The sequence below is a fragment of the Paraburkholderia sp. SECH2 genome (assembly GCF_030464795.1).
In the GTDB taxonomy this organism is placed as follows: Bacteria; Pseudomonadota; Gammaproteobacteria; order Burkholderiales; family Burkholderiaceae; genus Paraburkholderia; species Paraburkholderia aspalathi.
Genome location: NZ_JALPRH010000003.1, coordinates 69,729 through 91,637 on the forward strand (window position 1 = coordinate 69,729; position 21,909 = coordinate 91,637).

Below are 21,909 nucleotides of genomic sequence, written 5' to 3' on the forward strand. Positions count from 1 at the left end.
TAGAACGGGCCTAGTTGCGGTAGTCGGATTTCGGGTCGTCGATCAACCGTAACGCCGCGCGCCACGCCAACTCGGAAATTCCCGCGGAGTCGTCGCGAGCGAACTGGCTCGCGGTCAACTCGCACACTTCTCGCGGCGGGATGCGCAGCGCGCTGCCGCCGGCCAGCGCCTGGATTTGCGCCTGACAGGCCCGCTCGAGGAAATAGATCTCGTGGAACGCTTCGGCTGCCGTGGAGCCTGCCGCAAGCAGCCCATGATTGCGTAGGATCATTGCCTTGCAGGAACCAAGGTCGCGCACCAGACGCTCGCGCTCGCCGAGTTCGAGCGCGATGCCCTCGTAATCGTGGTAAGCAAGCTTGCCGTAGAACTTCAACGCATGCTGACTGATCGGCAGCAGTCCCTGCTCCTGTGCCGATACGGCTGTTCCGGCGGCGGTGTGCGTATGGATCACGAAATGCAGATCGTCGCGTGCCGCGTGGATGGCCGAATGAATCGTGAATCCCGCGGCGTTCACACGAAACAATGCCGGGTCGCTGTGCGCCCGCTCGTCGGTGACGTTGCCGAGATGATCGATCTTCACGAGGTCCGACGCGCGCATTTCGTGAAACAGCACGCCATAGCGGTTGATCAGAAAGGCCGGCGGCTCGCCCGGCGAGCTGGGCAGGCGCGCCGTGATGTGCGTGTCGATCATGTCGGTCATGCGGAAGTGAGCGGCCAGCCGGTAGAGCGCCGCCAGTTCCTCCCGTACCTGCCGTTCGGTACCGATCGGCGCCGGTTTGTCGCTCATGTGATCGGATGTGGGCGTGGATTGCATTTCAAAAGACTCCCAGGTTCTCACGTGCTGTAGTGCGCGTAGTGTTCGTCAGCGCGTCAGTGTCCGTCAACTTCATTGTTCTAATGCAGATTATTAGCCGCGTGAATACTTTACGGCATGACGCACTGCAGAACCTCGTGAAGCGGCGCTTTGGCGTTGAGGCGAGCCAGTAGCGCGGGCTCCGCTCGGTCGGAAGCCTGCGCCAGCTCGATTACGGCGGCGAGGGCCGGTGCTTCAGCGAACAGTACACCGTTGTCGTCGGCCAGCACGATGTCGCCTGGGCGCACCACGACCCCGCCGCATATCACCGGCTCGTTAAACAGGCTCGACATCGTGTCGCGCTTTTTGGTCGTGAGCAACGACGTTCCGCGCGCGAACACCGGCAGCCCCGTGCTGCGTAATTCGAGGAGATCGGTCACTACGCCATCGACGATAACACCCCTCGCGCCGGCGTTGAGCGCGGCGCATGCCGTGACCGCTCCGACCGGCGCATGCGTATGGTTGCCGCTCATGTCGATCACTAGCACGTCACCGGGTTTGAGTTGCGAGAGGGCGCGGTTCACGGGAATGGCGTCGGGCGACAGCAGCTTGAGCGTTACCGCGCGCCCGATCACCTTCACGTTGGGGACCATCGCGCGAAGACGATGGTCCGCGAAACCGTCTTCCATGAAGTGCCCTAGCGTCGGGAAGCTGATGAATTCGAGGCTGTGCAGTAAGGATGAGTCTGGTGTGGCTTGCATCAGAGCGGCATTTTCCGTTTTCATTTCAGGCCTTCACGAAAGGCTCGCGGTGGCGGCATTGGTGCGCGCCGCAGACGAGATGTCGCGGCGAAGCGTTTCCGCGAGCAGCACGAGCGCGAGTACCGAAACAGCAGCCGAGCCCATCATGTACCACGCCACCGATGAGCCGCGGCCTGTCGCGGACAACAGCGCGGTGGTGACAATGGGCGTGGCCGCACTGCCGAGCAGTCCGGACAACATATAGCTCACCGACAGACCGGAGTAGCGAACCTCGGTGCCGAACAACTCCGCGAGGAAGGTGGCGATGGGTCCATAGTTTGCGGCGAAGGCGGTCATCATCAGCAGATAGCCGAGCAGCGCGAACGGAAACTCGCGCGTATCCAGCAGCCAGAAAAGCGGAAAAGCGAGCAGGGCCTCGGCGACGATGCCGCCGATGATCACCGGCTTGCGGCCCACGACGTCGGATAGCTTGCCGAAGACCGGCAACAACACGATGCAAAGCGCGCAGGCGATCAGCGCGATGGAAAGCATTGCGTTACGTGAGAAGCCCAGCGTCTGCGTTCCGTAGGTCAACCCGAAAGCGACGATCAGGTTGAACGAGGTGCCTGTCGACATCGTCGCGATGCCGCCGAGCAGAACCTGCTTCCAGTATCGGGTGAGAACCTCGGCGATCGGCAGCTTGACCTGCGCGTCGGCATCCTTGATCTTGCGGAACGACGGGGTTTCCGATGTGTTCAGACGGATATAAAGCCCGACCCCCACGAGCAAGGCGCTCGCAAGGAACGGAATGCGCCAACCCCAGGAGAGCAGTGCGTCGTTTGACAGCGTGGCGTTGCAGACCAGAAACGCCAGATTGGCGATCAGGGTGCCGGCCGGCACGCCGATCTGCACCCACGAGCCATACAGTCCACGCTTGCCGGCCGGTGCGTGTTCCACCGCCATCAGCACGGCGCCGCCCCATTCGCCGCCGAGCGCGAGTCCCTGAATGACGCGCAAGGTGAGCAGCAGAATGGGCGCCCAGATGCCAATCGACGCGTAGTTCGGCAGCAGCCCAATCGAGAACGTCGCGATGCCCATGATGATGAGGGAGACCAGCAGCATCGCCTTGCGTCCGAGGCGGTCGCCGAAATGGCCGAACAGTGCGGCGCCGACAATTCGCGCGAGGTAGGCGGAAGCGAACGTGCCGAACGCCAGCAAGGTGCCGACCAACGGCACAAAGCCGGGAAAGAACACCTTGTTGAAGACGAGTGCCGAGGCGGTGGCGAAAACGAACAGGTCATACCATTCGACGGTCGTGCCGATCACACTCGCCACCGCGATCTTTTTCATGTTGGCCGGGGTGCCATCTCCTGGCGGTGGCGCTGGCGTGTCCGCGGGGCGATAGGACGTCATGGGTTTCTCCTTGAGGCATGGCGGTTTCGTGGATGAACGCAGCCATTGCGCGCATGGCCTGGTGCCTTTATCGGAAGCCAAAAACAATAAGTAAAAGTCTCATTTCTAATCCTTTGTATTAATGGAGCGAATGATCGGACGGTCGCTCCGGTGAGCGGGGGTGTCCTGTGCATAAAACAGTACCTTGCATTAAACAATACTGGGTGCTAGAGTTCGTTCGTCATCTCGCGGATCGGTGCGTTCGGCACCAGTGCATAGCAAGGTACCGTGCTATGCACACTAATGTAATGGAATTGAATGAAAACGCAGCTCAAGAAGGGAACGCTCGACATGTGCGTGTTAGCTGTCCTCGCCGGCGGCGACAGCTATGCGTACGAGCTCGTCTCGACGCTCTCCGAAACCATGGAGATCAGCGAGGGCACGATTTACCCGCTGATGCGCCGGCTGCAGGCCGAGGCGTGGGTGTCGACGTATTTCGTGGAATCCAGTTCGGGGCCGCCGCGCAAGTACTACTCGCTGACGGCGGCGGGCCGCAACAGTCTGGCGGAAATGCAAAGCGAATGGCGCAGTTTTGTCGATGAAGTCAACGGTGTGCTGGCCTTGTCCCGTACGCCCTCAGGAACAGGGGAAAAGCAATGACGCAGGACGCATTCATCCAGCAATTGCGCCACGAACTGCGGAGTTTGCCGAAGCAGGTGGTCGACGAAATCGTCGCCGACTATCGCGAGTACTTCGGTGACGCACTCGCAGCGGGCCGCAGTGAGGCGGAAGTGGTTGCAGCGCTCGGCGACCCGGTCAAGCTCGCACGCGAACTGAAGGCGCAGGCGAATTTCCGTCAGTGGGAAACGCGGCGCTCGTTCGGCAACCTGATGCGGGTGGTCGTTTCGATCGCGGGGCTTGGTCTGTTGCAATTGTTCCTGCTGATTCCGTTCATGTTCTATCTGCTGATGCTGACGATCGGCTACGCGGTTTCAGGCGCGCTGACGATTGCCGGGCTCGTGACGGTGGTTGCGCTCGGGAGTCATCACCTGTTCGGGTGGCCAGCGTTCCATTCGGTGCCGTTCACTTTCGAAAGCAGCGACGTGAAAACGGGTCAGCAGGCGAGCGCCAACGGAAACGATGACGATGATAACGACGACGCGGATGACGCCCCCAAACAGGGCGACCCGCGCCTCGCAACCGCCAATATGAAGGTGTTCCGGGTGGACGGCGACCGTTTCGTGCTGCGGCCGGATGCAGCCACGCGAATTTCGGTTGTGACGCTGGCCGGCCCGATCGACATCAAGAACGACGACGGCAAACTCAAGATCAGTTCCGTCGGCGGCGCGCGCGATCTGTTCAAGGTCGACCCGGACGGCACATGGTCGATCGCAGCCACCGACATCGTAGCGCTCGATCTTAAGGATGGCGAAGGGGACAAGGTATCGGTCGCGCGCATCGGAACCGGTGCGAAGGCGCTGGCGTGGGACATCAGGAACCACGGCGACCACGTGTCCTTCGTGCAGGGCGCGGACGGCGGCGGCAAGCGTCTGGCGGTCAACAGCGGCTCGGATTCGGTCGTGATCGATCGCGACCACATTTCGATCAAGGACGGTTCGGACAACGTCGTGATCGTCGGGCCGCATGGTTCGGGCATCGGCGCGATGATTTACGGATTCGCGATGCTGGTTGCCGGCATCGTCGGTTTATGGCTGTGTTTGTGGTTGACGCGCATCACATGGCGCGCTTTGGTCCGCTATGTTCAGCGGCAACTCGATCTGATTACTGCTCGACTCGACGAAGGGCAATCCGCCTGAAGCGCGGCGCAGGTTGACTGACGTCTCTATCCTCATTCGATGAAAAAGGAAACGGTCATGAATATGCACTATTCAGGCGCTACGGCAGTCCCGGCACACCAGCAACCTGCTTCGGGGCTGCGCTATCCAGATGGTCGCGTGGTCAGCGTCGAGAATGTTGCCGGCTGGCTCGCAGAAGGGGTTCGTATCGCTCGCGCGAATCCGGTGCTGTGGCTCGTGGCGATTCTCGGCTGCGCCGATTTCGTCACGCTGTTTGAACTGGCGCCACCGTTGCGCGTGCTGGCGGTGCTCGTCGGGCCGGTCCTCGCCGCTGGTTTGGTGCTGATGCAGGAACGTGCGAGCAATGCACGCCCTTGGTCGATCCGCGAGACGATCGAAGCCGTCAACGTGCATCGCAATGCGTTGATCATGATCGGGCAGTGTGGCGCTGCCGTTGCCTATGCGGGGCACCTGATCGCGTTTGTGGCGTTTCATGTGTCGATGAAGACATCTGTTGCACCGAATGGCGTGCATGATCTGACGATCGTGTACGGTGCACATAACGGCACGGGCAATGCGCTGGAGCCGGTGCTCAATATGCTGGCCTATGCGCTTGCGGCATCGCTCGTATGGTTCGCGCCGGCGCTGGTTGTTTTGAACAACGTTGCGCCCCTGAACGCGATGGCGGCAAGCCTGCGTGCCGTGGCGCGTAACTGGCGCGTCGCTTTGGTGTTCGGCATCGCCATCGCCGTCGACGTGTGGCTTGCCACCTTCGCGCCGCTTCTTTTGCGCGGCTTGCTGGTGACACCGCTGGTCAGCGCGCTGATCGTTCTGTCGATGTACGGCGCGTATCGCGGCATATTCGACAAGCCGTAAGTGACGGGCCCGCGCTGGGATGAAAAAGATAGCTGCCCGGTCAAGATAACGATATCGGAATTGAATCATTCTCACGAAGCGTCCTGATCGCTACGCTTGCAGAAATATTGCAAGCGAGGGCATATGGCCGCTTCTGTTTCTACGTCTTTTCCCAAGCGGCGGCGCACGCTGAAGCTGCTCGGCGCGGTGCCGGCGCTTGCCGCAACCGGCGCATTTCATTCACTCAACGTGCAGGCCGCCGATCTGGCATCGACCACGATCGTGCTCGGCGACCAGGCCGGCGGCACGCGAGCGCTCGCCGAAGCCGCCAAGGTACTCGACGGCACGCCGTACGCATTTCGCTGGGCCAACTTCCAGGGTGCCGCGCCACTGTTCGAGGCGCAACGCGCGGGCGCTGTCGATCTTGCCCCGGCGGGCGACTTGCCTGTGCTTGCCGCGGCTGTCGGGGATCCGACCTTGAAGATCGTCGCGACGCGTGTGGGTTCGGGCGCGCAACTCGGCATTCTGGTTGCGCCCAATTCACCGATTCGCACCGTGGCGGATCTGAAGGGGCGTACCGTGTTCGTGTCGTCGGCGCGCGGCAGCATTTCGCAATTCCAGTTGTACGGTGCGCTCGCCGAAGCTGGACTCTCGAAGGACGACGTCAAGGTTCGTTTCATCCTGCCGGTCGATGCGTTTGCTGCGTTCGCGTCCGGATCGATCGACGTGTGGGCGACGTTCGATCCGTACTACGGTATCGCTGTTCAACGTGGCGCACGTATTTTGCGCGACGGTTCTGGGATCAATAGTGGTCTCGGCTTCATTACTGCATCGGGCGCCGCACTTGCTGATACACGCAAACGCGCGGCTATAGCAGACGTTCTGCTTCGGCTGCAACGCGCGGGTGATTGGGCGCTCGCGAACCCCGATGCCTATGCGCAGATCTACTCGACCTTGACGCGCTCGCCGCTCGACGCCGCGAAGCAGATCACGCAACGCGCGGCATTGAAGCAGCACTTCGTGACCGACGCGGATATCGCCGCGCTCCAGAAGGTTGCTGATAGCGCGGATCGCGACGCTATCTTGCCGCGCCGCATCGACGTCCGTGCGATTGCCGAGACGCATATCGCGAAGGTCTGACGCGAACGGTCGTGCGCCTTGCAACGCGCTGTTCGGTGCCAACCGAAGCCGCCGCGTGTTTGCCCGGCGCTTTCCACTCCGGCAATCCCATCCACGGCGGCAACGCCTTCCATACCGGCTACCCTTCCACGCCGGTAACCCCTTCCAACCCGCACTCCGGGTGAACCCGAATTGCCACGCAGCCTCGTCACGCCTATCTTTCTACATCATACGTATGACATAGAGAGCAAATCGTGGCAACTTTGCACAGGCAGGTCCTGAATCAGATGGGCGAACAGATTTGTTCAGGCAAATTCATGCCTGGCGACATTCTTCCCGCCGAGCCGGTGCTTGCCGAGCAGATGCAGGTGAGCCGCATCACCATCCGCGAGACGATGAAGTCGCTCTCCGCCAAGGGCATGCTGCAGGTGCGCCGCCGCTACGGCACGGTCGTGCTGCCGCGTGCGCAATGGCAGTTGTTCGATCCGGACGTGATCATGTGGCGCGCGCGTGCAAGCTCCGTCGAGCCCGGCCTCATCGAAGACCTGATGGAACTGCGCATGATTATCGAGCCGAACGCGGCCAGGCTCGCCGCGAAACGCGCGACTGACGAAGACCGCATCGCGGTCCGGCGCGCTTTCAAGGCAATGGAACGCGCGGTCGCCGGCCACGGCGAGTACGTTCCCGCCGACCTCGCGTTTCACGGCGCCATCCTCACCGCCTGCCACAACCAGTTCGTCCAGCAGATGCAGAACGCGCTGTCGGCGATCCTGCGCACCAGTTTCGAACTCAGCTCTGAAATCGCCGGCGGTCCGGCCCGTTCGCTGCCGATGCACGAGGCACTGTGCGTCGCGATCGAGAAGGGCGACCCCGTGGCGGCGGAAGAGGCCGTACTCACGCTCATCAGGCGCGCCGAGCAGGACTTCGAGGACCGCGCTGCGCTAGACCAGACCGCCAACGATCAACCCACGTAGCAATCGCCGCAACCCATTTCATCGCGACCCTCGTCGGGATCGCGAGGGGCGCACTCGCGCCTCGTTTCAGAACATCGAGAGGACACACGTATGACACAACTATTCGATCTGAGCGGCCGCACGGCACTCGTTACCGGCTCGGCGCGCGGCATCGGATTCGCGCTTGCCGAGGGACTGGCGGCCGCCGGTGCGAACGTCATCCTGAACGGCACGCGCGCCGACACGGTGGCCGAAGCGGTCGCCCGTTTGAGCGACAAGGGTTTCAATGCGCAAGGCCGCGCCTTCGATGTGACTGACGAAAGCGCCGTTGCCGAAGCATTCGCACAGTGGGACAAGGACGGCGTGCAAGTCGATATCGTGGTCAACAACGCCGGCATCCAGTTTCGCAAGCCGCTCGTCGAACTCGAACTGAGCGACTGGCAGCGCGTAATCGACACGAATCTGACGAGCGCCTTCATCGTCGCGAAGCAGGCTGCACGCCGCATGATCGCGCGCGGCACGGGCGGCAAGATCATCAACATCGGCTCGCTCACGAGCGAAGCCGGGCGCGCGACGGTCGGCGCCTATACGGCGGCGAAGGGTGGCATCAAGATGCTGACCCGCGCCATGAGCGCCGAGTGGGCGGCCTCGGACATTCAGGCGAACGCGATCGGCCCGGGTTACATCCTGACGGACATGAACAAGCCGCTGATCGAGAACGCCGCTTTCGACGCATGGGTCAAGAGCAGCAATCCCTCGCAACGCTGGGGCAAGCCGGAGGAACTCGTCGGTACGGCGGTATATCTGGCCTCACCGGCGTCGAGCTATGTGAACGGCCAGATCATCTACGTCGATGGTGGCTGGCTAGCCGTTCTTTAAATGCAGGTTCGCGCGGGTAGAGCAAAACAAACAGCCAATAGAGCCAGGTCGTTCATGCGCCGCACTGATCCGGAGACATCATGGAAAGCGTCAAACCCGTAGCAACTCAAAGATGGTGGTATCTGATGCCCATCATCTTCATCACGTATAGCCTCGCCTATCTCGACCGCGCGAACTACGGCTTCGCCGCCGCGGCCGGAATCGACAAGGATCTCGGCATCACGCACGGCACCTCGTCGCTGATCGGCTCGCTGTTCTTTCTCGGCTACTGCCTGTTTCAGGTACCCGGTGCGATTTACGCACAGCGCAACAGCGTCAAGAAACTGATTTTCTTCAGCCTGATTCTGTGGGGGCTGTGCGCGGCGGCGACCGGCATGGTCAGCAATATTCCGATGTTGATGGTGCTGCGCTTCACGCTCGGCGTCGTGGAGGCGGCCGTGATGCCGTCGATGCTGATGTACATCAGCCGGTGGTTCACGCGCAGCGAACGCTCGCGCGCCAATACTTTCCTGATTCTCGGCAATCCGGTGACGGTGCTGTGGATGTCGGTGGTGTCGGGCTATCTGGTTCGCAGTTTCGGCTGGCGCGAGATGTTTGTCCTCGAGGGCATGCCCGCCATCGCATGGGCGGTGGTCTGGTGGTTCACGGTGAAAGACCGTCCGGCCGACGCGCCCTGGATGAGCGACGCCGAAAAGACTGAACTCGATGCGCGCCTGAAGGCCGAGCAGGCCCATATCGCGCCGGTGCGCAACTACAAGGCGGCGTTCCGTTCGTCGATTGTGATGAAGTTTTGCGCGATACATGCGCTGTGGAGCATCGGCGTATACGGCTTCATCATGTGGCTGCCGTCGATTCTCAAAGCCGCCTCGACGATCGACATCGTCTCGGTCGGCTGGCTCGCTGCGGTGCCCTATCTCGCCGCAATCATCCTGATGCTGCTCGCGTCGTGGCTCTCGGACAAGACGCGCAATCGCAAGCTGTTCGTCTGGCCGCTACTGCTCGTCGGGACCATTGCGTTCGTCGCTTCCTACCTGATCGGCGGCTCGCACTTCTGGATCTCGTTCGCGCTGCTGGTCGTTGCTGGTGCAGCGATGTACGCGCCGTACGGCCCGTTCTTCGCACTCGTGCCGGAACTGATTCCGAGCAACGTGCTGGGCGGCGCGATCGGCCTCATCAACGCGTGCGGCGCGCTGGGGGCGTTCCTCGGTTCGTGGGTGGTGGGCTATCTGAACGGCGCGACCGGCAGCCCGGCGGCTTCGTACATTTTCATGGCGACCGGCCTGCTGCTTTCGGTGATCCTGATGATGACCGTGCCCGCGAATGCCGACGAGCACGCCAAGCGTGATGCTTCGTTGTCGCTGCATCGTACGTAACGCCCGGGGAATCTCTCGTGCAGGTCCGTGTTTCCCCACACCTCGGACGTCACGTTTTGGCGAAGAAGCGCGCAATTCGACTTCGTTTGATTGATTCGATTTTGGCAGACAGAACATGGCAACCCTGATTACCGATGTAAAGGTCATCCTGACCGCGCCGGAAGGCATCAACCTGATCGTCGTGAAGATCGAGACTAACCAGTCCGGTCTGGTCGGTCTCGGATGCGCGACGTTCGCCTACCGGCACGTGGCGGTGAAGTGCCTCATCGAGGAATACCTGCGGCCGTTGCTGATCGGTCGTGACGCCGAGGCGATCGAGGAACTGTGGCAACTGATGCATCAGAACGCGTACTGGCGCAATGGCGCGATCGAGAACAACGCAATCTCCGGTGTGGATATGGCGCTGTGGGACATCAAGGGCAAGATGGCCAACATGCCGCTCTATCAACTGTTCGGCGGCAAGTGCCGCGAAGGCGTTCCGATCTATCGCCATGCGGATGGTCGCGATCTGAACGAGTTGTATGAGAACATCCAGAAGTATCGCGAGCAGGGCATCACGCATATTCGTTGCCAGAGCGGCGGCTATGGCGGAGGTAGCTTCGGCAAGGCGCCAGCGAGTGCACCCGAAGGCGCCGCGGATGGCGTGTACCTCGACAGCAGAAAGTACATGCGGGAGACGCTCAAGCTGTTCGACGGCATTCGCAGCAAAATCGGTTTCGACGTGGAGTTGTGCCATGACGTGCATGAACGTCTGAAGCCGGTGGAGGCGATCCGTTTTGCTTGCGAGCTGGAACAGTACGAACTGTTCTTTCTCGAAGACGCGATTGCGCTCGAGGAAGGCGAATGGATGCGTCAGCTACGCGCCAAAACGACTACGCCATTGGCACAGGGCGAGCTGTTCAACAACCCGTACGAATGGCGGTTTCTGATCACCGAGCGTCTGATCGACTTCATCCGTGTGCATCTCAGCCAGATCGGCGGCATCACGGCGGGGCGCAAGTTGCAGATATTTGCCGAGCAGTTCGGGGTGAGGACCGCATGGCACGGTCCGGGCGATATGTCTCCGCTGGCGCATGCGGCGAACATCCATATCGATCTCGCCGCGCGGAATTTCGGCGTGCAGGAGTGGTCGGGAACCGAGCCGCCGAACTTCGTGATCCAGGACCTTAAGGGTCCGCGAGAGGCCTTGCTGGATGTCTTCCCGGGTCTGCCGGAATTCAGGAACGGACACGTTTATGCCAATGACAAACCGGGCCTGGGCGTGGACATCGACGAGACCGAGGCCGCGAAATATCCGTGCGAAAACACCGTGACGACGTGGACGCAAACCCGCTTAAAGGACGGCACGCTGCAGACGCCGTGACGGAATTGCACTAGCTCCCCATGTGCACCTGAAGCAGCGATGGAAGGCTGGCGCCAAGCTCGTACATACCGAGCAGCATCAACGCGCCACAAAGCAACAGAAGCAGTGGATTGATTCGCGTGCTGAGCAGCGTCCCCACTGACATGAGGGCAATCGCTTGCGCCGGATGCCCGCCGTCGAGCGATTTCAACAGAACCCATCCCGCGGCGAGAATCATCCCTGAGGCGACGGGGCGCAGCCCACGCTCGAGCGCCAGTTGCCACGCCGCGCCCTTATAACGGGTCCAGACGTGGGTTACGCCATAGATCAGGATGCCGGTCGGGGCGAGCAATGCCAGCGTGGTCACCACAGCGCCCCAGAACCCTGCAATCTGCCAGCCGATCAAGGTGGCCAGCAGCGACCCGGGGCCAGGCGCCATGCGCGAAATGGCAAAGTCGACACCAAACTGCGCATGCGTCAGCCATCCATGCACGTCGACAACCTGCCGTTGGATATCGGCGATGATGGCCTGGCCACCGCCTATCGTCACCAGTGACAGGGGCGCGAAAACGGCCGCAAGCTGTAGAAGAACGCGATTCGACATGGTCAGGCTTTGCGCAGTTTGATGTACTCGACCAGCACGCTCAGGCCTCCCGCGCCGATCACGACCCACACCAGCGGCAGGCGCAATATGCCGACCGCGACGAAGGTACCCGCGAGGAACAGCAGCGGCAGGAGCCTGCGTGGCACCCGGCGCGCGGTTGTCACGCCCATCGACAACGACAGGCCGGTGGCCGCGGCTGCCGCGCCCGCAAGCAGGATGTGAGCGATCGGGAACTGCAGTAGATGGCCGAGAACCGTGCCGAGAACAATGATGAAAATGGCGGGCGGGATGATGATGCCGGCAACCGCTAGCAGCGCGCCGCGCCAGCCGAGCAGACGGTGGCCGATCCAGATCGCCATGTTTTTGACGTTGATGCCCGGCAGCGCTTGCGAAATGGCCAGGCCATTCAAAAAGTCTTCTTCACTGATCCAGTCGCGATCCTGGACGAATTCACGCAGGAGCCAGCCGCTCAGGCCGCCGCCGAAGCTGGTGAGCCCAATTCGGCTGAATATAAGGAAGAGCCCGGTGAGGGTGGGAGGTCGACTCGTGTTGGCAATTTGTTGGGACATCGAGTCTTCCAGTCAGATTGATGTATGACGGGTGAAATATTTGCTCCTGATGAGCGTGCCCGTTCATATGCGACTGGAAAATTATATCAACCGGATGTTCTTTCCCCGGGCGCTTTTAAACTGATGGTCGCAACAGGGGATCGGGAGCAAGGTTGGCGCGCTTGCGGCACATCAACGATCCAACTGATCCACCAGCGCAAACGGAATACTCTCCGCAAACAACTCCCTGTCTCCCGTCGCACTCGTCTGCGTATTCAACTGCAGCGCGAAATTCAAACCAGGACTCTGCGTGCTGGTTGTGCGCTCCTTGACCTTCAGTTCAATCGGCATCCACGAGGCAGGCTCGTTCAGAATGCCATTCACCTTTTCATCGATCTTCGCGCGCCCGGCAGCGGCCTCGCCGGGCGGCAGTTGCTTCGACATCGCCGCGAGCATGTCGAGCTCTTTTGCCGCGCTACGCTTTAACCGGTAACGGTGGAAGTAAGTCTGGTTTGGCCGCCGGTTCGCCTTCACATCGCCGAGGTGCCGGTCGAGCCGTTGTTCCGCGAGCGTGCGTGCCGGTGGTAGCTGCGGCTCGGGCCTGCCGTTCAGCCGCGCTTCCTGCCGTTCGCCTTCCTGTTCTGCATTTACCTGCTCAGTGAACAGATCGACCCACTGGTCACGGCTCGCATCGAGTGCGCGCGTGTAGGTTTCGGCACTCGAATACTCCGTGTCGAGTAGACACGCGCGATGCACCAGCGCGCCGTCTTCGCGCACCAGTTGTACTTTGGCAAGGTGGCTGTCGTCGTTGAACGTCATGGTCGCGGACGGCGCGTCGAGCGAGACGAGCCCCACGCCCACGCTCGACTCTTTCGCGCCGACCGGCTGCGTCGCGCTGACGGTGCCGCTCAGCCGCCCGATCAGACGCGAGCCGGCGCCGACGCGATGTTGCTCGATTTGCATGCGCCCACTTTGCTCATTCGAATCGAGCGTCTGTTTCGCGGTTTTCTCATAACCGATGCCGATGTTGGCGCCCGCGCGAAACGGCGAGCCGATCTTCGGCACGCTTACGGAAAGGCCGACATCGGCGGAGGCCCCGCGTTTGACGGTGCGCGCCACAGTGTCGGTCCAGCTGATCGACACATCGGGATCATCGAAATAATGTTCGGCGAGCCGGTTCCAGGTGCCGCGTGAGCCGCCCGAGTTGGCGCCGTGCGCCGCGGTCGTTTCGTCGAAGACATGATCGATGATGCCTTCGAGTTTTTCGCGCATCGCGCTATCTTCATAGCCGGTGCCGTTCGGATTGACGCGGCGTGCCACGCGCAGTGACACGCCGCTCGGCTCGGACAACTCCTGCGAGTGCAGCACGGCCTGGGTGGTCAGCCCGGCGCGCAACTGGGTCAGCCCGACGTCCATGTCGTAGCCGACCAGTACGCCGACCCCCGCATGCCGCACCTGCGTTTTTGCGGTGCCGACGAACATCTCGACGCCGTGCGTGCCGCGGCTCAATTCGACCACGGCTTCACGGCTTTTCGACGCGCGCAGATCGAGGCGCGGCGCGATCGGCACGCCGCCGGTATGCAGCACCTTGCTGAGATTCGCCGACAACCCGCGCGTGCTGACACCGATGCGGCGGCCGTCGGTAAGACGCAGGCGTGAACTCGATTGCAGATCGTGTGCGACGTCCTTGAGCGTTTGCCGGACCGTGTCGGCAGTGTCCGCGGTGGCGGTCGGCGCGGGCGGGCGCGCTTTGTCCTTCAGGTCGGAGACATGGGCCCAGAACGGTGAATCGGCGGGCACCTTCGCGACCTTGCCCCACGAGGCGAGCCGCTCCAGATTGAACGGCTGTTTCGCGATCGACTTGAACGGCTTGCTGCGCGCGAGCGCGTGCGGATCGGCGGCGGCCCAGCGCGCGGTTTCGGTTTGCAGGCGCGCGAGCGTTGCAGGCGAACCGACGTCGCGTGGTTGCAGCTCGGCGCACAACTGCTGCGCGCGCTCGGTGACCTTGTGCAACTGTTCCGCATCGAGCTTGCCATTCGGAAAGCCGCCTGATTCGAGCCAGACATGCAGCGCCGCGAGTTCGGCGATCGACTGCTCCGGGCGGGCATGCGAAAGCGCGGCGGCGGGGCGCATCTCGGGCCGCTCGGAGAGCGGCGCCAACGACCCGCGCATGGCCTCCTCGAGCTTTCCCTGCTCAGTGCCGACGGTCTTGCGCGGCACGCCTTGCGTGCCGAAGCGCAGCGCCGACAACGGCGAGCTACGTTTGCCGGCGAGCCGCGGCAAGAAGGTCTTCCAACGGTTTTCGCCGACGCGGTCGATCGTCTTCGCTGAGAATTTGTTAAGACGTTCGCGTGCCTGCGACAAGTCGCTGCCGCGTCCGTCTTCACGAAAATTCTGGCGCCATGCGAAAAACGCGCCCTTCTGATCGGCGTTGAGTGCGCCACGACCCTGTGTGGTCAGTGTCGACGCCGCGTCGTACGCCTGCCACGCTAGCGGGGTTTCATGCAGCGGCGTGCCGGCCGCGGGTGCTGAACGCGCGGCGACGGCGGCCGGCGCGGGATCTTGCGCCGGGCCTGCACCGTGGAGCGGCGGATCGAGCGCATCGGCGGCTTGCAGCATCATCCGCTGGGCGAGCTGCGTCGACGCATCGCCGGGCGGCGGCTGGCCGTGATGGCGCAATTGGTTGAGCGCGTCGAAACCGGCGTCGGTGCGCGCCAGCGTGCGGGCGACTTGCCATGCGCCGGCTTCGGCGGGCGTCGTCGAGCGGGCCGTGTGCATCTGCGCGAAGTCGAGCTGTTCGAGTGCGTCGAGCACTTCGTTGGCACTGTGCGCGTCGCCGATATTGGCGCCGTGTAACGCCTGGGCGACCAGGGCGCCGCGATGGGTGTCGGTGGCGGCGTCGGGGCCGCTCAGCGCCGCCAGCCGATGCGAAAGCTCGCCCTGCGCGAGCAGGTTGCCTTGAGGGCCAGGCAATTGGCGACCCACATAGTCGCGCAGCGCGGCCTCGCCGGCCATCGCGTCGAGCGGAATCGTCGATGCTTCGTTTTCATGTTCTGCGGCGAGTCTGCCCGCCGAGGATGACGAAGCGGACGAAGACTGCGCCGTCTTGCCAAGCGCCTGCCGGACTTGCCGCTCGGTCTTCGCCAACGGCGTTCCCGCGGCGTTGGACGCCACCACCGGCTTCGCAGGATAGCGCTCGCCGTCCGCGGTGAAATCGGCCGGCGCAAATGGCTTGCCGTGCTGACTCGTTTGCGAGAGCGCCGTGCTGATATCGAACTTGCTCGCGCGCAGCCGTGCGCCGGTGCGCGACAGCTTGTTACCGAGCCTGCCCAGCAGCGTTTCGTCGACCAGCGGCCGGGCTTGTGGCACCCCCGTGGGTTGCACGGCGGGCGCACCGGCAGGCTGATGACCGGCCGCTTCAGTCCCTTCGGCCTCGGGCGTGTGAATCGGGTGCTGCGGTACTGCATGGATGTCGGACATGGCGCGTGACGTTCAACGAGCGGCAGTTGAAGTCACGGTATGGAGCGCATATGACAGTCCCAGGCAGGGTGCGAAGCGAGGTCATCGCACGCGAAGCAGCCCCGCGGAAGCCGATGCGTCGAGCGCTTCGAGATCGACGGTGATGCGCAATTCGAGCCGTCGTGCGCCGTGCTGGCGGGCGCGCTGCAGCGCGTCTTCAAGCAGCGGCCGCACCGCCCGCGGATCTTCGCCGCTGCGCTGACGCAGCGTCGCAATCAGACGCAGCAACTCCGGCACATACCAGAGCTCGCCGGTGCGTTCGCTGCGGCTCACCGCTTCGCGCAGCGTCGCGCCGAGCGCGGCCGCGAATTCCGGTTCGTCCTGCAGCGCGATGCGCGGCAGCAGCGTGGCGATGAAGGCGATATCGGGCACATTGACGCGTTCGCGCGCCATCCGCTTCATCGCGCCGGTAATCAGCCGCCGCGCGGCTTCCTGATCGCCGCGCCGCGCGTCGAGCCAAAGTTGAAAGTCGAGGCCGAGACGCAGCCAGCGTTTCACGCCCGCCGCTCGCGCTCGCGTCACCATCGCCGCCGCGCAGGATTCGGTGAGCGGAATGTCGTCGTCGAGTGCGGCAAGTGCGCAGGCGAGGCCGAGCGCGATGCAGCCGGCGAGCGGTTCGCTTTCGTCGGCGGGATCGCGGATCGTGACGCGCAGCGGCGCGGCCATATGCGGTTGACCGACCAGCCACAGCGCCACGGCGTGAATCGCCCGCGCCACGAGATGCAGCGACAGCCCATAGCTGGTGGCGACCGCATTGGCCTCGCGACTGACGTCTTCGTCGATCTCGTCGGCCGCTTCGTCGTTGAGTCCGACGACCGGTGCGAGCAGGCGGATCGCGGTATCGAACTCGCCCGCATACGCCTTGACGATGCCTTCGATGCGCCGCGCGTTGATGCTGACCGCCTGGCTGTGCGCCACCGGCGCGATTTCGCTGAACTCGTTGGAGAGGCGCCGGCAATGCTCGATCTCGCCGGCGTCGAGCGCGCACATCACGAGGCAGAACAGCGCACGCAGGCGATACGGCGTGTCGGCGCAGATATTGGCGAGCTCGTAGGTGCGCTGCCAGCTCTCGACGATCTCGTTCGACGTGCTGCGCTTGAGCATCAACGCGCGCGCAAGCACGGCGCGCAAGCGCATCTCGTCGCGGATACGGCGCATCGAGACACTGTCCACGCGCGCCAGCACGGCGCGCACCCAGCCGATGTATTCGTCGACGAGCGCGAGCGCCCCCCACATCGGCGCCGTGTTGTCGAGCAACTCGGTGCACAGTTCCACCTTGTCGACCGAGACGGCCCATTCGAGCGCAGCGCGCAGCGCGTCGATATCGTGGCGGCTGTGCGCGGTGGCCACGGCGACGCCCGCGCCGAACCGGCGCGCCATATCGCGGGCGACGAACTGCGCGTGATGCAGATCGGCCTCGGCGCTTTCTCGGTTGCGCTCCAGCGCGTCGAGCGCGAAGCGGCGCACGGCGGGCGGCAAGCGCAGCCGCAAGGCGCCGTCGCAGTCGACTGCATTCACGAGGCCTGCATCCATCAGCGTATGAAGCTGGCGTTCCAGCTGGCGCGGGTCGGGCGGTCCGAAGCCGTAGTCGCTGCCGAACGCGCCGAGCATTTCGCAGGCAGCGTCGTGCGAGAACGCGGTGGCAAAAATGCCGAGCCGGCGCAGCACGGTGCGGGTCGGCGCCTCGAGCGCCGCGTACGACAGGTCGAGCATCACGTGGACGATCGCCGCGCGCGGCAGCACGATGCGGCGCCCGCCGCTGCGATGCGTCATCACCGTATCGAGTTCTCGCGCGAATGCGACGATCGCGTCTTCCGGCGGCACACCCGCACGCACCTGGCCGGCGATGGTCGCCGCAGCGAGTTCGAGCGCGAACGGCACACCGTCGACACGCCGGCAAATCAGCGCGGCCGCCGCAAAGGTGGTCGGCGCGATGCTGTCCACTTCGGGCAGCGGCGCATGCAAAGCGGCTGGCTTCAGACAGTGCGCGAGCCGGGTGAAGAGCAGGCGCAGCGCGTCGTAGTCGAGCGTGGCGGGCGTGCCGTCGATCTGCTCGGGCGGCGCGCGCAACGCGGCCACCGGCACGGCCGTTTCGCCGCCGATGAAAAGCGGCGACTCGCACGTGGCGATCACATGCAAGCCGCCTGTATTCGCCACCAGCGTATCGATGAACTCGGCCGCGGCTTCGCTCAGATGATCGCAGTGATCGACGATCAGCAGCATGCGGCGCTCGCCGATCTGCATGGCCAGATTGGCCGCCATCGCCAATTCGTTATCCGGTTCCAGGCCGACGGCCGCGCCGATCGCGTTGGCGATGCGGTCGGGCTGAGCGAGCGAGGCCAGCGCCGCGCAAAAGTCGCCGTCTGGGAAATGCGGCGCGAGGTGGCTGGCGGCTTCGATCGCGAGTCGCGTTTTACCGACGCCTGACGCACCCGTCAGCGTGACGATGCGGCGTGTGGGCACTAGCGCAAGCAATTCGGACAGTTCGGCATGACGGCCGATGAACGGCGACGGGTCGATGATCTGCGAGCGCAGCGACGTGACGGCGCTGGTCGGCATCAACGCCGGAAAAGCCGAGGTGGCCGGCACGGCGGCCGCGGCGAGGCTCGATACGGCTGTGACTGAGGTCAGCGTCGCGGACGGCGCGGCTTTGGAATACGCGGTGCGCGGCGAGGCCGGAGCGGCGCCGCGCCACGTTGCGCTATAGGACGAGCCGTACGACGAACCGAACGTGAGTCCGGCCGTGGTCGGCGGGCTGGCTGCGGCTGTCGCCGCGAACGAGGTGGCGAGCGACGCGGCTATGCTGCCGGCGTTCGCCACCGGGAAATCGAGTCCGGCGTCGGGTGTGTCGAGCACGCGGACTTCGCCCGCAAAGCGGTAGCCGCGGCCGGCCACGGTGACGATCAGGTCGCGGTCGTCGTCGAGCGCGCGGCGAATCGCCGAGATCTGCGCCTGCACCGTGTTTGCATCGACATTGCTGTCCGGCCAGACGATTTCGCGCAACTCGGTGGTCGACACAACGCGGCCACGCGCCTCGAGCAGGGCAGCGAGCATCGCGAAGGGGCGCGCGCCGAGTTCGATGACGGCGCCGTCGGAAATCAGCAGGCCCACCTCGCGCGCGAGCCAGAATCGCGAAAAGGCGATCACCTGACCGGTGAGCCGCGGTAGCGACATGATGGGTCTCCGGCGTAGTTGTGTTTCGGTCCACCGGCGAGGGGTACTCGCGAGGCACGCGTAACGAATGGCCGCGATGCGGTATTCGTCTGACCTTTGCATTATCGCCTGAGAAGTGAACAATTGCTTGTCTTGCGGACACTTCTTCGTTCCGGCTTGGGCCTTCTGCTGGGCGGTTGGGCGGTTGGGCGGTTGGGCGGTTCGGCGGCTTCAGGCGTCCGCGAGACTCCACTGCATCGTGTTGCGCAGCCAGGCCGCACCTTCGCTGGCCGGCTTCGGCGGGACCGGTGCGGGCCGCGTCAACGCGTAGAGAAAGCTGTCGTCGGCAGCGAGGCCGCGGTTCGGACGCGGCTCGTGATTCGTGAGCCGCGCTTCCTGGACGAAGCCGAGGCGCTCCATCGAACTGTGCGCGGCGCCATCCACGGCGCAGCAGGCGAAGACGCGGTACACGCCCGGCTGCTCGATCAGCCAGTCGATCAATTCCTGCAGCGCGAGTACGCCAGCCCGGCGGCGTCGAGCGCCGCCATGCCGGCTGATGATCACGCCGATCTCCACGCGCGGCAGCGTCGGCTTCAATTCGATCAATGCGGTCAGCCGGCCGGTCTCCTTGCATTCGAGCGTGTAGCGAATCAGGCTGCCGTCGTCCCAGCCGCGCAGCGCTTCGTCGACGAATTCGGTGGTTTGCGCCACGCCGGTATGGCGCAGCACCGGCAGGTCGCGCATCGTGTCGGCGTCGCCGAGCATCTGGTCGAACAGGGCGGGCGCATCGGCAAGGGTGAGCGGACGCAGCCGCAGATAGGGCGTTTCCATGCTGTCGAGCGGGATGAAGCGCATGACTCGGACTCCGAATGAGCGACGAACTCATGCAGTGTGCCGCCCGCGTGTGACTCACGCACGACGGTCCGCGAACCGGCGTAAGGGGGCGCGAAGACCGGGCCGCGGACGGCCGGCAAGGCGCTGGCGTGCGGCTGACCGTGCTCGCGGCTACGTGATTTGTCCCATCGCGCCCTGCATCCGGCTTCGCTTCGTCGCACACTATTTCGCGCTGTTACCGCGGGCCTCGTACGCCTGTTGTAAGGTCGAGCAGGATGCCTGTTCGACGTCCCGTCTTGCGCTTCGTCACCGCAGCGCACATTCCATCAGGAGCCTCGCACCATGCCGGATTCCCCGTCGATTTCACGCCCGAGCAGCACGCTACCGCTATCCGACATCAGCACGCCGTCGTCGCCTGCCACCGGCGGCCGCAAGCCCGTCGACGGGGCGGCGCACGCCAGTCAGCAAGCGGACGCGAATCTCAGCCAGCTCGCCGCCAACGGCAGCGGCGAGGCAACCGGCAAGCGCAAGGGCGCGTCGTTCTCGGCCAACACCTCGTCGGCGAGCAGGCCTGTGGTGCCTCAGCAAAGCGTGGGCGGCGTGCCCGGCGGCGTGCCAGGCCGTCCCGGCCGGTTCGGCGGGCTGACGCAAGGCGCGGCCACCGTCGCGAACGATGCAACCGGCGTGGCGTCGGCAGGCTTGAACGTACTGGGCGGTGTGATGCAACTGGAGCAGGCGGCGGTCAATCAGATCGCGGAGTTGCTGAAGCAGGGCGCGCACAATGTCGAAGAGGCGTCGAAGGGGTAATGCAGTAATGCGGGCTTAGGCGCGCAGCCAGAAGTACTCCCCCGAAGCGATGCCTTCAAACATCTCGTCGTTCGATTCGACGATGTTCTGCCGCCAGTAGCGGCCATGCTCCGCGTAATGCGCGAGCAGATCGGCGAGCCCTTCGCCGTTGAGACCGTCGGCGAACGGCAAGCGCAGCACCAGCACCACGCCGCCCGTGTCCGTGTCGAGCCCCAGTTGCGCCTGATCCTGTGCATAGATCAGCAGGTTGGCTTCGAGCATGAGCCGGAAGACGACGAGCGTGCGCCCGGCCGTCACCGTGCCGAAATGAAAATTCGCATACATCGCGTCGAGGTCGCGCTCGAAATAGTCGAGCCGCACGTCGAAGCCTTCGACCTCGATCGACCGCGTGCGCAGCACGTGATCCGCGTCGCCGAGACCGACGGTCGCGCACAGATCCACGATCAGGCTGGTGTAACGCTCGCTGCTCATCCTCGTACCTTCTATCCGGCGAATGCTGAGAATGCCGCAAAAAACACGGCCGGGTCCCACGCAAAACAGGACCGGCCGTGTGCGGACCGCCGCCGATGGCGAGCGGCCCGCGTCTGCGATGCTTAGCTACCGCGCGAAGCATCCTTGACGTTGCTTGCACCGCTCTTCGCAATGTTCGCCACCGACGAATACATGCTTTGCTCAACTTGCATCTGGGCTGACATCATCGTCATCTGGTCCATTTCCTGCGTGAGACCAGCCATCATTCCGCCTGCGCTTCCTACGGACATAAGAACCTCCAGTGACTATGGGTAGAGAGTGAGTGGCCTATATCGAGACCTGCCGCCGCGCCGGCTGCTCATAAGAACAGGCCGCCGCGGCAAGCGCGTTGCCCGCGAGTCCGGTGCGTGATACGCCACCAGGCTCGCAGTGAGCCACCGCGCCGCCGTATCAGGCGTGCGCGCCGGCCTGTTTTTCCTGCAGCCGCACGATCACGCGCGACGCAGCGAGAAAGCCGCGATACAGCTTTGCCAGATTGTTGCGATCGAGGTCGGTTGCGCCCTGCGTGTCGCTGATTCGCTGCGCAGTTGCGTCGAGCGCCTGACGGATCGCGTCCACTTTCGGCGCGCCGGCCGGATCGGCGAGCGTCTTCTGCAGGTCGTTGAATTCGCTGGCGTGGGTTTCGAGCTGCTCGTACATGTCGATCTCCTGATTGAACGGGGCGGTGTGCC

At 63.8% G+C, this 21,909-nt stretch carries 20 protein-coding genes; 9 read left to right on the forward strand and 11 right to left on the reverse strand.

Going from position 1 to position 21,909, the window contains the following annotated elements; all coding sequences use genetic code 11:
• Nucleotides 1-10: 10 nt before the first annotated feature.
• The 3 genes from M0D66_RS07465 to M0D66_RS07475 all read right to left on the reverse strand — a co-directional run bounded on the left by M0D66_RS07465 (nt 11) and on the right by M0D66_RS07475 (nt 2,946).
• Nucleotides 11-787: a class II aldolase/adducin family protein gene (locus M0D66_RS07465; protein WP_266210628.1), complete on the reverse strand. Its 777-nt coding sequence runs from the start codon at nt 785-787 to the stop codon at nt 11-13.
• 137 nt (nt 788-924) lie between these two features.
• The gene (locus M0D66_RS07470) at nt 925-1,578 is read right to left on the reverse strand and encodes an RraA family protein (RefSeq protein ID WP_266210453.1); all 654 of its coding nucleotides are present in this window, start codon (nt 1,576-1,578) and stop codon (nt 925-927) included.
• Between the two features lie 9 nt (nt 1,579-1,587).
• The gene (locus tag M0D66_RS07475; RefSeq protein WP_266210454.1) at nt 1,588-2,946 is read right to left on the reverse strand and encodes an MFS transporter; all 1,359 of its coding nucleotides are present in this window, start codon (nt 2,944-2,946) and stop codon (nt 1,588-1,590) included.
• A 297-nt stretch (nt 2,947-3,243) separates the two neighbouring features.
• On the opposite strand from M0D66_RS07475, the gene M0D66_RS07480 reads away from it, so the two are divergent.
• The 8 genes from M0D66_RS07480 (at nt 3,244) to M0D66_RS07515 (ending at nt 11,263) form a co-directional block, all read left to right on the forward strand.
• On the forward strand, nt 3,244-3,585 hold the full coding sequence (locus tag M0D66_RS07480) for a PadR family transcriptional regulator (protein ID WP_054039365.1): 342 nt from the start codon (nt 3,244-3,246) through the stop codon (nt 3,583-3,585).
• Complete coding sequence (locus tag M0D66_RS07485; protein ID WP_266210455.1) at nt 3,582-4,742, forward strand: DUF1700 domain-containing protein; 1,161 nt, start codon at nt 3,582-3,584, stop codon at nt 4,740-4,742. The genes M0D66_RS07480 and M0D66_RS07485 overlap by 4 nt, the downstream gene beginning before the upstream one ends.
• A 57-nt stretch (nt 4,743-4,799) precedes the next feature.
• Nucleotides 4,800-5,597 carry a BPSS1780 family membrane protein gene (locus tag M0D66_RS07490; RefSeq protein WP_266210456.1) on the forward strand — a complete coding sequence of 266 codons (798 nt, stop codon included), beginning with the start codon at nt 4,800-4,802 and terminating at the stop codon, nt 5,595-5,597.
• A gap of 123 nt (nt 5,598-5,720) precedes the next feature.
• Complete coding sequence (locus M0D66_RS07495; protein WP_266210457.1) at nt 5,721-6,716, forward strand: ABC transporter substrate-binding protein; 996 nt, start codon at nt 5,721-5,723, stop codon at nt 6,714-6,716.
• A gap of 233 nt (nt 6,717-6,949) precedes the next feature.
• Nucleotides 6,950-7,669 carry a FadR/GntR family transcriptional regulator gene (locus M0D66_RS07500; RefSeq protein WP_200651245.1) on the forward strand — a complete coding sequence of 240 codons (720 nt, stop codon included), beginning with the start codon at nt 6,950-6,952 and terminating at the stop codon, nt 7,667-7,669.
• Nucleotides 7,670-7,759: 90 nt separating this feature from the next.
• Nucleotides 7,760-8,527, forward strand: a complete 768-nt coding sequence (locus M0D66_RS07505) for an SDR family oxidoreductase (protein ID WP_256457570.1) — start codon at nt 7,760-7,762, stop codon at nt 8,525-8,527.
• An 80-nt stretch (nt 8,528-8,607) separates the two neighbouring features.
• Nucleotides 8,608-9,900 carry an MFS transporter gene (locus M0D66_RS07510; RefSeq protein WP_093641374.1) on the forward strand — a complete coding sequence of 431 codons (1,293 nt, stop codon included), beginning with the start codon at nt 8,608-8,610 and terminating at the stop codon, nt 9,898-9,900.
• A gap of 115 nt (nt 9,901-10,015) precedes the next feature.
• Complete coding sequence (locus M0D66_RS07515) at nt 10,016-11,263, forward strand: enolase C-terminal domain-like protein (protein ID WP_266210458.1); 1,248 nt, start codon at nt 10,016-10,018, stop codon at nt 11,261-11,263.
• Nucleotides 11,264-11,273: 10 nt separating this feature from the next.
• On the opposite strand, the gene M0D66_RS07520 is transcribed toward M0D66_RS07515, so the two are convergent.
• The 5 genes from M0D66_RS07520 to M0D66_RS07540 all read right to left on the reverse strand — a co-directional run bounded on the left by M0D66_RS07520 (nt 11,274) and on the right by M0D66_RS07540 (nt 19,921).
• Nucleotides 11,274-11,846, reverse strand: a complete 573-nt coding sequence (locus M0D66_RS07520; RefSeq protein ID WP_266210459.1) for a chromate transporter — start codon at nt 11,844-11,846, stop codon at nt 11,274-11,276.
• A 2-nt stretch (nt 11,847-11,848) separates the two neighbouring features.
• Entirely contained in the window at nt 11,849-12,415 is a 567-nt protein-coding gene (locus M0D66_RS07525; RefSeq protein WP_200618481.1) for a chromate transporter, read from the reverse strand.
• 171 nt (nt 12,416-12,586) lie between these two features.
• Nucleotides 12,587-15,874, reverse strand: coding sequence for an autotransporter (locus M0D66_RS07530; RefSeq protein ID WP_266210460.1), 3,288 nt, complete (start codon nt 15,872-15,874; stop codon nt 12,587-12,589).
• Nucleotides 15,875-15,955: 81 nt separating this feature from the next.
• Complete coding sequence (locus M0D66_RS07535) at nt 15,956-19,087, reverse strand: winged helix-turn-helix domain-containing protein (RefSeq protein ID WP_266210461.1); 3,132 nt, start codon at nt 19,085-19,087, stop codon at nt 15,956-15,958.
• Nucleotides 19,088-19,297: 210 nt separating this feature from the next.
• Nucleotides 19,298-19,921 carry a GNAT family N-acetyltransferase gene (locus M0D66_RS07540; protein ID WP_266210462.1) on the reverse strand — a complete coding sequence of 208 codons (624 nt, stop codon included), beginning with the start codon at nt 19,919-19,921 and terminating at the stop codon, nt 19,298-19,300.
• 321 nt (nt 19,922-20,242) lie between these two features.
• On the opposite strand from M0D66_RS07540, the gene M0D66_RS07545 reads away from it, so the two are divergent.
• Complete coding sequence (locus tag M0D66_RS07545) at nt 20,243-20,707, forward strand: hypothetical protein (RefSeq protein ID WP_266210463.1); 465 nt, start codon at nt 20,243-20,245, stop codon at nt 20,705-20,707.
• Nucleotides 20,708-20,722: 15 nt separating this feature from the next.
• On the opposite strand, the gene M0D66_RS07550 is transcribed toward M0D66_RS07545, so the two are convergent.
• The 3 genes from M0D66_RS07550 to M0D66_RS07560 form a co-directional block, all read right to left on the reverse strand.
• Entirely contained in the window at nt 20,723-21,178 is a 456-nt protein-coding gene (locus M0D66_RS07550) for a CesT family type III secretion system chaperone (RefSeq protein WP_093641351.1), read from the reverse strand.
• Nucleotides 21,179-21,300: 122 nt separating this feature from the next.
• Nucleotides 21,301-21,468, reverse strand: a complete 168-nt coding sequence (locus tag M0D66_RS07555; protein WP_167378473.1) for a hypothetical protein — start codon at nt 21,466-21,468, stop codon at nt 21,301-21,303.
• Between the two features lie 160 nt (nt 21,469-21,628).
• Nucleotides 21,629-21,877 carry a type III secretion protein gene (locus M0D66_RS07560; RefSeq protein ID WP_200618477.1) on the reverse strand — a complete coding sequence of 83 codons (249 nt, stop codon included), beginning with the start codon at nt 21,875-21,877 and terminating at the stop codon, nt 21,629-21,631.
• Nucleotides 21,878-21,909 lie beyond the last annotated feature (32 nt).

Bases quoted from the DNA above. Each gene is read 5' to 3' on its own strand.
- M0D66_RS07465 (WP_266210628.1), bottom strand. From the start codon at position 787: ATGAGCGACAAACCGGCGCCGATCGGTACCGAACGGCAGGTACGGGAG.
- M0D66_RS07470 (WP_266210453.1), bottom strand. From the start codon at position 1,578: ATGAAAACGGAAAATGCCGCTCTGATGCAAGCCACACCAGACTCATCC.
- M0D66_RS07475 (WP_266210454.1), bottom strand. From the start codon at position 2,946: ATGACGTCCTATCGCCCCGCGGACACGCCAGCGCCACCGCCAGGAGAT.
- M0D66_RS07480 (WP_054039365.1), top strand. From the start codon at position 3,244: ATGAAAACGCAGCTCAAGAAGGGAACGCTCGACATGTGCGTGTTAGCT.
- M0D66_RS07485 (WP_266210455.1), top strand. From the start codon at position 3,582: ATGACGCAGGACGCATTCATCCAGCAATTGCGCCACGAACTGCGGAGT.
- M0D66_RS07490 (WP_266210456.1), top strand. From the start codon at position 4,800: ATGAATATGCACTATTCAGGCGCTACGGCAGTCCCGGCACACCAGCAA.
- M0D66_RS07495 (WP_266210457.1), top strand. From the start codon at position 5,721: ATGGCCGCTTCTGTTTCTACGTCTTTTCCCAAGCGGCGGCGCACGCTG.
- M0D66_RS07505 (WP_256457570.1), top strand. From the start codon at position 7,760: ATGACACAACTATTCGATCTGAGCGGCCGCACGGCACTCGTTACCGGC.
- M0D66_RS07510 (WP_093641374.1), top strand. From the start codon at position 8,608: ATGGAAAGCGTCAAACCCGTAGCAACTCAAAGATGGTGGTATCTGATG.
- M0D66_RS07515 (WP_266210458.1), top strand. From the start codon at position 10,016: ATGGCAACCCTGATTACCGATGTAAAGGTCATCCTGACCGCGCCGGAA.
- M0D66_RS07520 (WP_266210459.1), bottom strand. From the start codon at position 11,846: ATGTCGAATCGCGTTCTTCTACAGCTTGCGGCCGTTTTCGCGCCCCTG.
- M0D66_RS07525 (WP_200618481.1), bottom strand. From the start codon at position 12,415: ATGTCCCAACAAATTGCCAACACGAGTCGACCTCCCACCCTCACCGGG.
- M0D66_RS07530 (WP_266210460.1), bottom strand. From the start codon at position 15,874: ATGTCCGACATCCATGCAGTACCGCAGCACCCGATTCACACGCCCGAG.
- M0D66_RS07535 (WP_266210461.1), bottom strand. From the start codon at position 19,087: ATGTCGCTACCGCGGCTCACCGGTCAGGTGATCGCCTTTTCGCGATTC.
- M0D66_RS07540 (WP_266210462.1), bottom strand. From the start codon at position 19,921: ATGCGCTTCATCCCGCTCGACAGCATGGAAACGCCCTATCTGCGGCTG.
- M0D66_RS07545 (WP_266210463.1), top strand. From the start codon at position 20,243: ATGCCGGATTCCCCGTCGATTTCACGCCCGAGCAGCACGCTACCGCTA.
- M0D66_RS07550 (WP_093641351.1), bottom strand. From the start codon at position 21,178: ATGAGCAGCGAGCGTTACACCAGCCTGATCGTGGATCTGTGCGCGACC.
- M0D66_RS07555 (WP_167378473.1), bottom strand. From the start codon at position 21,468: ATGTCCGTAGGAAGCGCAGGCGGAATGATGGCTGGTCTCACGCAGGAA.
- M0D66_RS07560 (WP_200618477.1), bottom strand. From the start codon at position 21,877: ATGTACGAGCAGCTCGAAACCCACGCCAGCGAATTCAACGACCTGCAG.